13 protein-coding genes and 2 pseudogenes are annotated in these 12,444 nt (G+C 69.4%); 11 read left to right on the forward strand and 4 right to left on the reverse strand.

From position 1 onward, the window contains the following. Positions 1-69 precede the first annotated feature (69 nt). The gene (locus ACFY0I_RS21690) at positions 70-1,101 is read right to left on the reverse strand and encodes an alcohol dehydrogenase catalytic domain-containing protein (RefSeq protein ID WP_388898153.1); all 1,032 of its coding nucleotides are present in this window, start codon (positions 1,099-1,101) and stop codon (positions 70-72) included. Between the two features lie 401 nt (positions 1,102-1,502). On the opposite strand from ACFY0I_RS21690, the gene ACFY0I_RS21695 reads away from it, so the two are divergent. From ACFY0I_RS21695 to ACFY0I_RS21725, 7 genes are all read left to right on the forward strand, one after another. Next, positions 1,503-2,477, forward strand: a complete 975-nt coding sequence (locus tag ACFY0I_RS21695; protein ID WP_388898156.1) for a thymidylate synthase — start codon at positions 1,503-1,505, stop codon at positions 2,475-2,477. 12 nt (positions 2,478-2,489) lie between these two features. Beyond that, entirely contained in the window at positions 2,490-3,233 is a 744-nt protein-coding gene (locus tag ACFY0I_RS21700) for a class I SAM-dependent methyltransferase (protein ID WP_388898158.1), read from the forward strand. Next, complete coding sequence (locus tag ACFY0I_RS21705) at positions 3,230-3,730, forward strand: nucleoside 2-deoxyribosyltransferase (RefSeq protein ID WP_388898160.1); 501 nt, start codon at positions 3,230-3,232, stop codon at positions 3,728-3,730. The genes ACFY0I_RS21700 and ACFY0I_RS21705 overlap by 4 nt, the downstream gene beginning before the upstream one ends. 411 nt (positions 3,731-4,141) lie before the next feature. Further along, positions 4,142-4,324, forward strand: coding sequence for a transposase (locus ACFY0I_RS21710; RefSeq protein ID WP_388898465.1), 183 nt, complete (start codon positions 4,142-4,144; stop codon positions 4,322-4,324). 69 nt (positions 4,325-4,393) lie between these two features. After that, entirely contained in the window at positions 4,394-4,939 is a 546-nt protein-coding gene (locus ACFY0I_RS21715; RefSeq protein WP_388898163.1) for a hypothetical protein, read from the forward strand. Positions 4,940-5,237: 298 nt separating this feature from the next. Continuing rightward, the gene (locus ACFY0I_RS21720) at positions 5,238-6,854 is read left to right on the forward strand and encodes an MFS transporter (protein WP_388898166.1); all 1,617 of its coding nucleotides are present in this window, start codon (positions 5,238-5,240) and stop codon (positions 6,852-6,854) included. Positions 6,855-7,101: 247 nt separating this feature from the next. Next, the gene (locus ACFY0I_RS21725; RefSeq protein ID WP_388898169.1) at positions 7,102-8,055 is read left to right on the forward strand and encodes a hypothetical protein; all 954 of its coding nucleotides are present in this window, start codon (positions 7,102-7,104) and stop codon (positions 8,053-8,055) included. Between the two features lie 15 nt (positions 8,056-8,070). Here the strand turns inward: ACFY0I_RS21725 and ACFY0I_RS21730 are convergent, their stop codons facing one another. Together ACFY0I_RS21730 and ACFY0I_RS21735 are read right to left on the reverse strand one after the other, a co-directional pair. Beyond that, complete coding sequence (locus ACFY0I_RS21730) at positions 8,071-8,256, reverse strand: hypothetical protein (RefSeq protein ID WP_388898171.1); 186 nt, start codon at positions 8,254-8,256, stop codon at positions 8,071-8,073. Between the two features lie 374 nt (positions 8,257-8,630). Then, positions 8,631-9,170, reverse strand: a complete 540-nt coding sequence (locus tag ACFY0I_RS21735) for an ABC transporter substrate-binding protein (RefSeq protein WP_388898174.1) — start codon at positions 9,168-9,170, stop codon at positions 8,631-8,633. A gap of 72 nt (positions 9,171-9,242) precedes the next feature. Between ACFY0I_RS21735 and ACFY0I_RS21740 the strand changes: the two are divergent. Next, a pseudogene (locus tag ACFY0I_RS21740) lies at positions 9,243-9,571 on the forward strand (transposase); the annotation flags it as partial. Positions 9,572-9,802: 231 nt separating this feature from the next. Here ACFY0I_RS21740 and ACFY0I_RS21745 read toward each other — a convergent pair. Continuing rightward, positions 9,803-10,138 carry a MerR family transcriptional regulator gene (locus ACFY0I_RS21745; RefSeq protein ID WP_388898177.1) on the reverse strand — a complete coding sequence of 112 codons (336 nt, stop codon included), beginning with the start codon at positions 10,136-10,138 and terminating at the stop codon, positions 9,803-9,805. 58 nt (positions 10,139-10,196) lie between these two features. On the opposite strand from ACFY0I_RS21745, the gene ACFY0I_RS21750 reads away from it, so the two are divergent. The 3 genes and pseudogenes from ACFY0I_RS21750 (at position 10,197) to ACFY0I_RS21760 (ending at position 12,378) form a co-directional block, all read left to right on the forward strand. After that, the gene (locus ACFY0I_RS21750; protein WP_388898180.1) at positions 10,197-10,526 is read left to right on the forward strand and encodes a putative quinol monooxygenase; all 330 of its coding nucleotides are present in this window, start codon (positions 10,197-10,199) and stop codon (positions 10,524-10,526) included. 205 nt (positions 10,527-10,731) lie between these two features. Beyond that, a pseudogene (locus tag ACFY0I_RS21755) lies at positions 10,732-10,978 on the forward strand (Tn3 family transposase); the annotation flags it as partial. Between the two features lie 272 nt (positions 10,979-11,250). Continuing rightward, on the forward strand, positions 11,251-12,378 hold the full coding sequence (locus ACFY0I_RS21760) for a serine hydrolase domain-containing protein (protein WP_388898183.1): 1,128 nt from the start codon (positions 11,251-11,253) through the stop codon (positions 12,376-12,378). The last annotated feature ends 66 nt before the right edge of the window (positions 12,379-12,444 follow it).

Genomic DNA, 12,444 nt, shown 5'->3' on the forward strand with positions numbered 1-12,444 from the left:
GTGCCGCTCTGACCCGCAAGCCGCGGAACGTCACCGACCTCGCCCACCGACTGACCGACCGCTTCTCACTCAGAAAGTGACGACCAGGCGTCCCGTGACGTTGCCGGCGGCGAGCCGGGCCAGGGCCTCGTTGACCTGCTCCAGACGGTATTCGGCTTCCACGTACCCGCGGATGAGGCCCTCTTCGGCCATCCTCATGACGGTCTGGGCGTCGGCGAGGGTGGCACCGACGGAGCCGCGGATCTCCGTCTCCCGTACGACCACATCGAGGACGTCGAGGGTGGAGGGCTTTCCGGTGTAGCCGACGAGGACGACGCGGCCACGGGTCCCGGTCATGCGTACGGCCTGGCCGGGGGTGTGCCTGTTGCCGACCGTGTCGACCACCACGTCGCAGCCCTCGCCCGCCGTCGCCGCGTGGACGGCTGCGACCGGATCACCCGCCAGCGGGTCGATGACGGCGTGTGCCCCGTAGCGTCGGGCCTGTTCCCTGCTCGGGGCGTGGGGATCGACGGCGATGACGCGCGCTCCGTCGGCGACGGCCACCTGGACGACGGCAAGGCCGACCCCGCCCGCACCGATGACCGTGAGGGTCTCACCGGAGGCGGTACGGGCGACGGACCGGACGACGCGTACGGCGGTCGTTCCCGAGCAGCCGAGGACGGCTGCTTCGGCGAAGGAGACCGTGTCCGCGATCGGTACGAGGGAGCGGGCGCGGGCCAGGTGGTACTCGCGGAGTCCGCCGTCGGAGTCGAACCCGACCTTGGCCGCGGGTGTCGGGCAGAGGTTCTCCGAGCCGGCCGCGCACCACGTGCAGTGACCGCAGCCTTCGTAGTAGTGGGCGAGGACCCGTTCACCGGCAGCCGCCTCGACACCGGGTCCGACCTCGGCGATCTCGCCGGCGATCTCGTGTCCCAGCACGATGGGCAGCGGCGGGGTCACGGCGGAGCCGTCGGCCAGGTGGAGATCGGTGTGGCACAGGCCGGCCGCCCTGACCCGCATGAGGACCTGGCCGGGGCCCGGCACGGGCCGGGTCCTGGTTTCGATTTCGATGGGCTTGCCCAGGGCCCGCAGCACCGCTGCCGACATCGCACCGCTGGCCATCGTCGACCTCCACCAAACCGCCGCCCGCCGCCCGCCGAGGATTCGAAGGGCTCCGGCCCAAGATCGTCACACGGCCACAGGGGCGACACCGCCTGATATCAACCGCTTGGTAGCTGAATTGACGTTTCTCCCGCTCTTGAGCTGCGGAAATGTCCTGCTGCTGGATCACTGGTTCACCCGATGGGCGGACGGTATCCCGCATGTCGAGCAGGGGCTCCTCTCTGCCATCGGAGTGAGCCGACCGCTTCCGACCTGGGATTCCTCCCCCGGTTCGAGGATGCGCAGATCCTGCCGCAGGAGAGGGCCGAGGGCCGGCGGCCAGTACGTTCCGACGGAGTGGATCACCGTCGGCAGAGAGCGACCCCGTGGACTTCGACACCTTTCACCATGCCTATCCGCACATGCTGCGATCGCTGATCGAGGAACCCGCCTACCGCAACGCTCCCCGCGGGTACGCCAGCCGCGAGCAGCTCGGTGTCCGCTTCCGGCTCGCACGGGCCGACCAGCGGGTACCGCACGTACCCGCCCGTCGCCTGAACATCGTCTTCAACTTCGCCGAAGCACTGTGGTATTTGGCCGGCCGTGACGACCTCGACTTCATCGCGTACTACGCCCCCAGCATCCGCAAATATTCTGCCGACGGGCGCCGGTTGACGGGCACCGCCTACGGACGCTCGCTTTTCGGCGCGTCCGAAGGCAGGCCCGACCAGTGGCCGGCCGTCGTGGAAACCCTCCGTGAGGACCCCGACTCCAAGCGGGCGGTCATCCAGATCTTCCGCGGCGAGGAACTCCGGATCGCCGGCAATCCGGACGTCTCCTGCACCCTCGGCCTACAGTTCCTGCTGCGCGCAGGCGCCCTGCACGGGGTCGGGTTCATGCGGGCCAACGACGTCTACCGCGGCATGACCAGCGACGTCTTCTCCTTCACCTTCCTTCAGGAGATGCTCGCCCGTGAACTGGGCGTCCCGCTGGGCAGTTACGTCCACCAGGTCGGATCCCTCCACCTCTACGATCCCGACCACGCCCGCGCCCTGGAAGTCCTCGCCGACCCGGCCTGCGACGAGCCCCCAGCACGGGACTTCCCCTCCATGCCGGAGGGTGACAACTGGCCCTACGTCCGAGAGGTCCTGGCCCTGGAGGAGCAGTTGCGCACCGGCCGGTACCGGCTGGCCGCCGATCCGCGCACCCATGGTCTGCCCGAGTACTGGACCCAGGTCCTGGTCCTCTTCGAGATCCACCGCCGCATCCGTAGCGACGAATCCGTCGGCGAAGAGCGCCTGACCCTCCTGTGGCCGCTCTATCGCCGTCTGGTCGAAGATCGCTGGCCGAGCATCTCACCCGCACCCGCACCCGTCCCCGCACCCGTCGCCGGCTGAAAGGCCCCCGCCATGACGACCAGCACCCACTGGCAGTCCACGCCGTCGATCGCCGACGGTTTCGACGCCTACGACGACCTCCCCGAGCGTCTCATCGGCTACCCGACCGTCTTCCGCGCCCTCGGCATCGGCACCCCTGCCGTGCGGACGGTGCTCGACTACGGCTGCGGTCCCGGCAAGGTCGCCACCCGCGTCACCGAGGCCTGCGAAGCACAAGTGGTGGCCGCCGACATCTCCCCGCGCATGCTGGAGATCGCCCAGGCCCTGCGTCCGCACCCCCGCATCGACTACCGGCAGATCGACAGCGGCAAGCTGACCTTCCTCTCCGACGACTCGATCGACGCGGCCATGTCCTGCTACGTCTTCATCAACGTCGGCGAGATCCCCGTCCTCCACGAGATCGCCGCGGAGGTCCACCGCGTCCTGCGTTCCGGTGCCCGCTACGCGGTCCTCGACACCAATCCCGCAACCACGGGCGTCCGCTTCTCCACCTTCCGCAGCGGCGAACCCGGCCGCACCTACGCCCCCGGCGAGCGCCGCCAAGTCCTCCTCGACCGGCCCGGCGGCCTTGAACCGCTGGAACTCATCGACCATCACTGGCCCCGCCAGACCTACCTCGACGTCCTGACCGAGGCCGGCTTCACCGACCTGACCGTCGAGGAACCCCTCCTCACCGACCCCTCGGCCCTGCCCGGATGGAATCCGGCCGAAGCCACCCGCCCGCCGTTCCACATCGTCACGGGAGTCAAGCAGTGACCACCACCACAGCCGTTCAGCAGACCCGCAGCGTTTTCCTCGCCGGCCCCTTCAAGGCCCTGGTCGACGCGGACGGCGCGATGAACACCGAAGCCCGTACCCGCTTCGAGACGCTCATCGAGCGTCTCGAAGCGGAGCACTACCACGTCCACAACGCCCACCGCCGCGAGTCCTGGGGCGCGAAGTTCCTCACCCCCGACGAGTGCACCCGCCTCGACTACGAGGAAATCTCCGCCAGTACCGTCTTCGTCGCCTTCCCCGGCCACCCCGCCTCCCCCGGCACCCACATCGAGATCGGCTGGGCCAGCGCCCTCGGCAAGCCCATCGTCCTCCTCCTCGAAGACGGTGTGGATTACGCCTTCCTCATCCGCGGCCTCCACACCGTCGCCAACGTCACCTACCTCACCATCGGCGACACCGACACTTTCGCCACCGAAGTGATCGACACCGTCAACCGGCTCGCCGACACCGGTACTGAAGCCGGCGCCGGCATCTGACCACCCCGAACTGCCGACCGCCCGCATCCCGGCCGCCGCCCGCGACCGAGGCACAGCCCTGAACCTTGGGTGAGCGCGCTCCCGTGGACCGACCTCGTCGATCCACGGGCTCTGCCCGGCCTCGCTTCACACCGCCTCTACCGCCCGTCGGCACTACGGGCGGAGCCGGCCCCGTACAGCGTGCCGTGACGAGGCCAAGGCACGCACCGACCAGGACGGCGGCCACCCCGACCGCCACGGCGAGGCTGGAGGGGCCAGCGGTGAGGAAGCCGATGCCGCCGGCCGCGGTGCGTGCGCGCGAGCTCGGCGAAGGCCTGCTGACAGGAAACGCCGTAAGTACGGCAGCTGTCGGCGAGCAGCCGCTCCAGGCTTGCCCCGCTCTGCCTGGCCGCGGACCGCGCGAACGGTCCTCTGTCGCCTCGGTCGGACCGAGGGAGGAAGGGGCTGGACGACCGGACGGTCCTCAACGGAATCGACTGGAAGTTCCGGACAGGAACTGCTTGGCGGGACGTCCCCGAGAGGTGCGGATCCTGGGCGACGCTGCACACCCGATTCCGGCCACCCCCACCCCGCAGCAGCCGGCGGCACGAGTAGGCCCGGCCCGACCCGCGTTGTTGCGGGACTGCCCCCGCGCCGGCCGGCATCGGCGTACCGTGGTCCGGCATGAGCGACGCCGTCCAGGCCAAGGGCCCCCAACTTCCGCCGACGTATCCGCCGAAGTCCCCGCCCCCGCCGAAAAGGCCCGTCGAGGCGCCACGCCCACAGCCGACGACGAAGCCGGCGGCGGCGGTTGAACGCCCCCGCCCGAGGATGACGATCCGCAACCGGCCCACGCGCGCGCTCACCTTCCGCTCCGACCAATGGGCACCGGCCAAGGCCGCCGCCGCCGCGATCAAAGCCGCCCACGAGTGGGGCCACACCCACATCAACACCGACGACCTGACCACCTCCGTGCGCATCCTCGCCGAAGCGGCCGTCGCCGCCGGAGGGCGTCGACTCAGCCTCCACCTGGCCGACCAGGACCAACGACTCCTCGCCCTCGTCCTCGCCCACACCCCCGCCCACACCAACGAAACCACGCTCCACACCCTCGGGGCATTGCGGAGCGTTGCAGCCTGCGGCACCGACACCGACGACGCGGACGGCCTGCGGCTATGGGCCCTCCTGGAAACCCAGCCACCGAAAGCCTCCACCACACGGTTCACCTGACCGACGGACCGACCGCGGCGACTCATCGCACCCGTACCAACTCCTTCGCGGCGCCACCGGGGCCGTCCAGAGCCCAACAGGATGTGTCGGTCCAGAAGGGCGGGCAGGGGGTGGCGGCGGGCGCGGCAGCGAGCTGGTCGCGACCCCTCGCCTCCCCGGCATCAGGTCGGAGCCGAGCACCGGCCACTCCCGGTCCGCGACGGCGCGGTGCGCGTGGAAGCTCTGCGCCTCCAGCCGTCCGGCCGACAGTGCGGCGGGTCGGCTTTCCCGGCCCCTGGGCGGCTGGGAGCATGCATGCATGTCATCCCGGGCAGGCACGGCCGACACTTCGGCGAAGGCGCGATTGGTCCTGTTGACGCTCGCGTCCGGGCAGTTCCTGATGGCCCTCGACAGCTCCGTCATGAACGTCTCCATCGCGACGGTGGCCGAGGATGTGGGCACGACCGTGTCGGGCATCCAGGGCGCGATCACCGCCTACACCCTGGTGATGGCGATGTTCATGATCCCGGGCGGCAAGGTCGGGGCGCTGATCGGTCGTAAACGCTCATTCATGATCGGCTGCTGCATCTACGGCCTGGGCTCCTTCATCACGGCGCTCGCACCGAACCTTCCCGTTCTGCTGCTGGGCTGGTCGTTCCTGGAGGGGATCGGGGCGGCGCTCATCCTGCCCGCGATCGTGGCGCTGGTGGCCGGCAACTTCTCCGTTGAACGTCGTCCCGCCGCCTACGGACTCGTCGTGGCGGCGGGTGCGATCGCGATCGCGGTCGGGCCGCTGATCGGCGGCATCGCGACGACGTACTTCTCCTGGCGGTGGGTGTTCGCCGGGGAGGTGCTGGTGGTGCTCGCCATCCTGGTCCTCGCGCGCCGTATCGCGGACGCCCCGCCCGCCGAACGGACGAGCGTCGACTACGCCGGCGCCGTCCTGTCCGCGGCCGGGCTCGGCGTCTTCGTCTACGGTGTGCTCCGGTCCGACGAGTGGGGCTGGTTCCAGCCGAAGCCCGACGCGCCCTCCTGGATCGGGGTCTCCCTGACGGTGTGGCTGATGCTGGCGGGCCTGATGCTGCTCTGGCTCTTCCTGCGCTGGGAGGCCAGGGTCGTGCAGCGGGGCGGGGATCCCCTCATCGATCCCGGCATGCTGCAGAACAAGCAGCTCACCGGCGGCCTGACGATGTTCTTCTTCCAGTACCTCGTCCAGATGGGCGTGTTCTTCATCATCCCGTTGTACCTGTCCGTCGCTCTGGGCCTGTCGGCACTGGAGACCGGCGCCCGTCTCCTGCCGCTCTCGGTCAGCCTGCTGGCGGCGGCGACCCTGATTCCGCGCTACCTTCCGGACATCTCCCCGCGGCGCGTGGTCAGGTTCGGCATCCTCGCGCTGCTCGCGGGTGTGGTGGTCCTGATGGCCGCGCTCGACGCGGACGCCGGCGCGGCGATCGTCACCGCCCCGCTCCTGTTGATCGGGCTGGGGATGGGCGCGCTGGCGTCCCAGCTCGGATCGGTCACCGTCTCCGCGGTGCCACAGTCGCAGAGTGCGGAGGTCGGTGGGGTGCAGAACGCCGTCACCAACCTGGGCGCCTCGCTCGGCACCGCACTCGCCGGATCGATCATGATCGCCGCTCTGGCGACATCCTTCCTGGCCGGCATCGAGCAGAATCCGGCCGTTCCGGACAGCGTCACGAGTCAGGCGACCGTCAATCTCCAAAGCGGCGCGCCGTTCCTGTCCGACGCCCAGCTCGAGACGGCTCTCGCCGAGGCCGGGGTAAGTGCGGAGGTGTCCCGGGCGGCACTGGATGCGAACGCCGCGGCGAGGCTCGACGGCCTGCGCGCGGCACTTGCCATCCTGGCCCTCGCGGCCATCCTCGCCCTGTTCTTCACCCAGCGGATCCCGGCGGCCCAGCCACGCTCATCGGATTCCTAGCCCCTGCCCGCACACGGCTGCCGCCCCCTCACGCCCGACCGGAGCCGCGCATACACCGATACGCCCCCGGGTGAGGAAGAGAAGGATCCGCGAAGACATCAGGACGGTCAGAGGTGAAGCGCGCGTCGACCCTCTCATCGAGGCACCCCGACCCGGCCAGGACTCCGCCGGTCACAGCGCTCCACGCGGCTGGACGGGTCGGTCACCCGATCCGGAAACGGCGTCAAGACAACGGAAGGTCCCCACGATGGGCGCACCGGAGCCGCCGGCTCCCGAACGGCACTCGCTGCCGCGCTCGTTCCTGCACGCACTCACCGCGGACCCTGCGCACCTCCCGGAGCTACTGGCCGCACTCGTCGTCGAACAAGTCGGAACGACGGCCGGGCGAAGCGTGGCCAAGCTGCGCGAACGCCGGCCCGACGCGAGCCTGACGGACCTCCGAGCGGCCGTAATCGTCCGCGGCCGACGACGCAGCCAGGTCGAGGGCGCGTGCGTGGGTGGACCCTTCATGCTGCTCGTACCGGTCGCGTTCTGCGCGGCGCTGATCGAACAGCTGCGCATGGCCCTGGAACTGGCCTGCCTGGCCGGGCGCGATCCTTCGGACCCGGAGAGGGCCGCCGAACTGCTCGTTTTGCAGGGTGTCCATCCGGACACCGACCGGGCCCGGACGGCACTGCTCGCGGTGTCGCGTCAAAGACCTCGCACGAACCGAAAGGGCCGGGGTAGGACGCGGACAGGCTGGGCCGTCGTCTCCCGCATGGCCCGGCTGCTGGGGCTGGTCACCCCCGACGACGCCGTCCCCAGGCCGAGCCGTCCGGCCCGGGCCCGCCAGTGGGCAACGTTGATCCTGGTTGTCCTGGCCGGCACCGTGGTTCCCCTGATCTGGCTGCCGTATCTCGGCTTCGCGTATCACCAGTCGACGAATCAACTTGCCGGACGTGCCGTCCAGTTCTACTTCGGCGACGGAGCCGGGGCCGAGCACCTGGCGAGTGAACGCCCCCAACTGGGTGTCGTGGCAGCCCTGCTGAGGGCAGCGCTCGCACTGCTGATCCCCATCGGCGCGATCGTGATCGCGTTGGCGCTCGACCTGCGGATCGACGGCTCCCACTGGCCCGTCATCGCCGTCGTCCTGATCGCCGTCTCCACCCTCACGGGCATCGCCTGGTACATCCACCATCGACGCGCCCCTCGCAAGGAGTAGGACAGGCACGGTTGGTCACTGATCCCCCGGCTCCGACATGGCCCCCGCCGGCGGAGAGGGTCCGTAGGCCGGTCCGTGACTCTCGGCCGGGGTGAGGAAACTCTGGTGGCGCAGGTACGTACGCAGGTGACTGGCGCCGAGTTGCAGGTTGTCGACGCCCTTGGGGTGGATCGGGGCGTCCGGGGTGACCTCGAGGATCATGGGTGTGGTGGAGGTTTTCGTCCGCAGCAGGTAGGTGCCGAGGTTGTGGCGGCGAAGTCCACCGTGCTGACTGGTGAGAGGTGAGCAGTGCGGGGCCCGCCCAGGCATCCGGTGGAGACATGCAGCTGTCCGATGGTGGGGATGGCGTCGATGCTCCTGGTGATGTGCGCAGGTACATCGGCTTTCCGCCGGCGCGGCCCTGTCCCGGGTGCTCGGGCGCTCCCGGGCGCGGCTCCTCGCGGAGCTCACCGTACCCGCCGGGCGGGGTCCTCACGATGGCCGCCGCTCCTGGTCGGCGGTTGGGGCCGCCGCCTCTCCCTCAGCCCGACCCCGTCGGCCCGCAACACCGCACCGGAGTGGCCCGCGGGTCGCCGCTACTCACTCTTCGCTACAGGCGCTCCGCCTTCGTGTCGGCTCCCGGCTTCGAGGAAGGTCAGCACCGCCTCGAAGCCGTCGCTCCGCAGCATGCTCTGGATCAGTTCCTTCTCCGTGCCGAGCACCGAGACTCCTTCAACGTCCATGTCGGTAAGTCGCAGGTACGTGCCGTCGGCGTCCGACTTGAGCCGGTAGGTCACGACCGGCGTGCGGGAGGGATTCCCGGGGTATCGGGCGGCCGTCGCGCTCACGCGGTGCGCCGTGGGCTTGTCCGCGGAGGCGGTGGTGGGGGTGACCGGTCCGATGTCGAGGATGACCGCGGCGACCTTGGCGGTCCAGTACGGGGCGAAGGCGCAGAGGTAGCGCTCGCGGTCCGCCGCGCTGAGGGCGCGGGCCTCCCTGCGTCCCATCGCGAAGGCAGCGGCGTACTTGGCCCTCAGCGCGGGCTCCAGCACCGCGGCGCGCGCGTCCGCATCCGCATCCGCGTTCAGGACGTCGGCGACGAGAGCGGACACGAAAGCCACGGGATCGGTTGTCACCCTCCAGAACCTAGTACCGCAACGGGTCTTTCCTTGACGGTTGGGCAGTTCTGACGTTGTGGCGGATACGGGGTGGGAGTCAGAGCGGCGGATGCCCGTGTGTGGTCGGCGGGACAGTCGCAGGCGCATGAGCGGTTCGCTCATCGGTTCTCGAGGGGGAGCCGTAGGAGTCGGCGCTGGCCTATCTGCGTGGTCATACAGCCCAGTTGGAGCGGAAGAGCGGTTGAGCGCCGGCTGAGGAGGCAGGGCATGCGGGTCCTGACCGCGTTCACCGGTTGCTCAACCGGATCGATTGGGACGCCGAAGAGGTCCTCGACGACGTCCGGGACCATGCGGTCGAGCACCTCGGCGACCCGGACGCGGTTCTGATCGCGGATGACACCGGCTTCCTGAAGGAGGGCGATCCCGTTCCGGTGGGTGGCCCGCGACGTTCTGGTCCAGCATCCCCATCGCGGTAAGCGCGGCGTGGCCGCAGGACATGGCAGCCGCCGCGTCACCGGTGCTGTTGGCCACGATCGCGTGGCGCAGGGCGAGGACGGCGAAGAACGCGTAGATGTCCGCGACGTCGTGATCCCTTGCTCGTTGGGTTCCTGGGTTCGAGTTCCGGGAACCGCTCCAGCAGACACACGCGGTCAGCAGGCGGAGATGAGCCCGGCCAGGGAGGCGCGAGTTTCCGACAGCGCTGCGATCCGGTCATCCAGACCCTGAAGGTGTTCTTGGAGGGTCTCCAGCTTGCAGCCGGCGACCGTACCGTCCTGGCGAACGCACGGCAGGAGATCGCGGATGACCCGGGTCGGAAGGCCGGCGTCCAGCAGTGCGCGAATACGACGGACTGCGGCGGGGGCACTGTCGTCGTAGCGGCGGTGGCCGCTGTCGAGACGGTAGGACGCCAGGAGGCCCTGCTCCTCGTAGTAGCGCAGGAGCCGGACGGATGTGTCCGTCGCCGCGGCGAGCTCGCCGATCTTCATGTGGTGCCCCTCACAAACCCTTGAACCTCACATTGATGTGAGATCTTAGCGTGAGGTCATGACGAACACGGTTCACCCCATTGCCCTCTACGGCTTCCTTCGCCCCAGGCCCGAGCGCGCGGACGAGGTCCGGCGCATCCTCTCCTCCTTCGTGGAACCCACGCGGCAGGAGCCCGGCAACCTGCAGTACCACCTCCACGAGCACAACGACGGCCGCTTCTTCCTTTACGAGGTCTGGCGCTCCCAGGAAGACCTGGACCGGCACAACGCGACGCCCCCGCTGCGGGCCTTCCTGGAGAATCTGTCGACCTTTTTGGAGGAAGCACCGGAGGGCTACTTCGACACCATGCTCAGCCCGTACGCCGAGGCGGAACCCATTCCCGCCTGAGGCGGATACCCGCGACCGGCCCTGTGCGGCGAACAAGTGGAGGCTCACATGTCCCGTCGCACTGCGGCTGTCAGATGGTGGGCCGCTCACGAGCCGGGTTGCCAGGTCGTTTGCGGCCGAGACAGCCTCCGGCGGTCGGACGGTGGCGAAGGTGCCGGGGTGGTGGCGGGCGGCAGCGGAGGAAGGGGCGAGCGAAGCCTGCCTGACCGGAATTCCGGACGCCTTCGGCGCTTGGGCGACGGCTGGACCCGCATGAACGACCTGACCACCTCGGTCGTCGCGCTCCTCGTGAGCGAAGCGTGCAACATCGGCATGACCCCCGTCATCCACCCGAACCACGAGGCGCTCACCCGGCCCGGCTCGTCCACGTCGACCAGTACTACCCGCGCGCGGAGACCATCGCCGCGGCGAACGCCGCGCTGATCGAGGCCCAGGCCCGGCTGCCGGTCGTCACCAACCGGGCATTGAGCCCCAACCCCGGTCGTCCACCCAGCCGACGGGGGGGTAACCCCACCTTCAAGCGGGTGGTTGGCGGCATCCCGGGTCGGGACCTTGATCGCAAATACTGGGCCCTGATCAGGTCGTCACCCGCCAGCGACAGGAGTTTTTCGTGTACGAGCACGGACACGCAGCCAACGGGTCACATACGTCCACGACGGGTGGACGCAGCCGCGGGGAACGCAGGCTGCGGATCGCTGTCGTCGGGGCGGTCGCCACGGTCGTGATGAGCGCCGGTCTCGGCCTGCCGGCGTCGGCTGCCGGCACCGCGGACGCTTCGGCGGCACGAGGCGGCCACGCGGCCACCCGGGCGGCCCTGGACTCGGTCGTCCGGGACGGGGCACCCGGAGGCATGGTGCGCGCCGAGCAGGGGCACGACACCTGGGCGGGACATGCGGGCACTGCGGATCTCGAAACCGGCCGCAAGCCGCGGGCCGATGACCGCTTCCGGGTCGGATCGATCACCAAGACGTTCGTGGCCACGGTGATGCTCCAGCTTGAGGAGGAAGGGAAGCTGAGCCTGGACGACACGGTGGACCACTGGCTGCCGGGCGTCGTGCAGGGCAACGGGCACGACGGCAGCAAGATCCGGCTACGGCAGACCCTCAACCACACCAGCGGCATCCACAGCTACACCGACGACGAGGAATTCAAGCGCAAGGAGTTCGGCACCGACTTCCTCAAGCACCGCTACGACACGTGGACGCCCCGCCAGATCGTCCGGCTCGCCATGACACACCGGCCTGCCTTTACCCCCGGCGACGATTGGGGCTACTCCGACACCAACTACGTCATCGCCTCCATGGTGATCCAAAAGGCAACCGGCCACTCCTACGCCCACGAGATCGAGCAGCGCATCCTGAGCCCCCTGCACCTGGACTCCACCACTCTGCCGGGCACCCGCACCCGCGTCCCCGGCCCCAGCGGACGCGCCTACTCGAAGCTGACCGGGGAACTCGCCGGACCGGGAGAGCCGAACAGCGCGATCTACGACGTCACCGAACTCAACCCCTCCTTCGCGGGCGCCGCCGGAGAGATGATCTCCAACACCCAAGACCTCAACCGGTTCTACCGGGCCCTGTTTTCCGGTCGGCTCCTGAAGGGGCCTCAGCTGAAGGAGATGATGACGACCGTCTCGATCAAGGACATGCCAACCTTCTCCTACGGTCTTGGCCTGATGCGGATGACGTTGTCGTGCGGTACCGAGGTATGGGGGCACAACGGCGGCATTCAGGGCTCCATCTCGCAGACCATGGCGACGGCAGACGGAGGTCACGTGCTGTCGCTGAACTTCAACGGCGACTGGAACGTCCACGAACAGCGGCTCGTCGACGCCGAATTCTGCGGCGCCTGAGCTTGGATCGGGGATCTCGGAGCGTCGAGGTCGGATGCCACGGCGTCGGGACTTGCCCTGGCCATC

Source organism: Streptomyces sp. NPDC001568, from assembly GCF_042893755.1.
GTDB lineage: Bacteria > Actinomycetota > Actinomycetes > Streptomycetales > Streptomycetaceae > Streptomyces.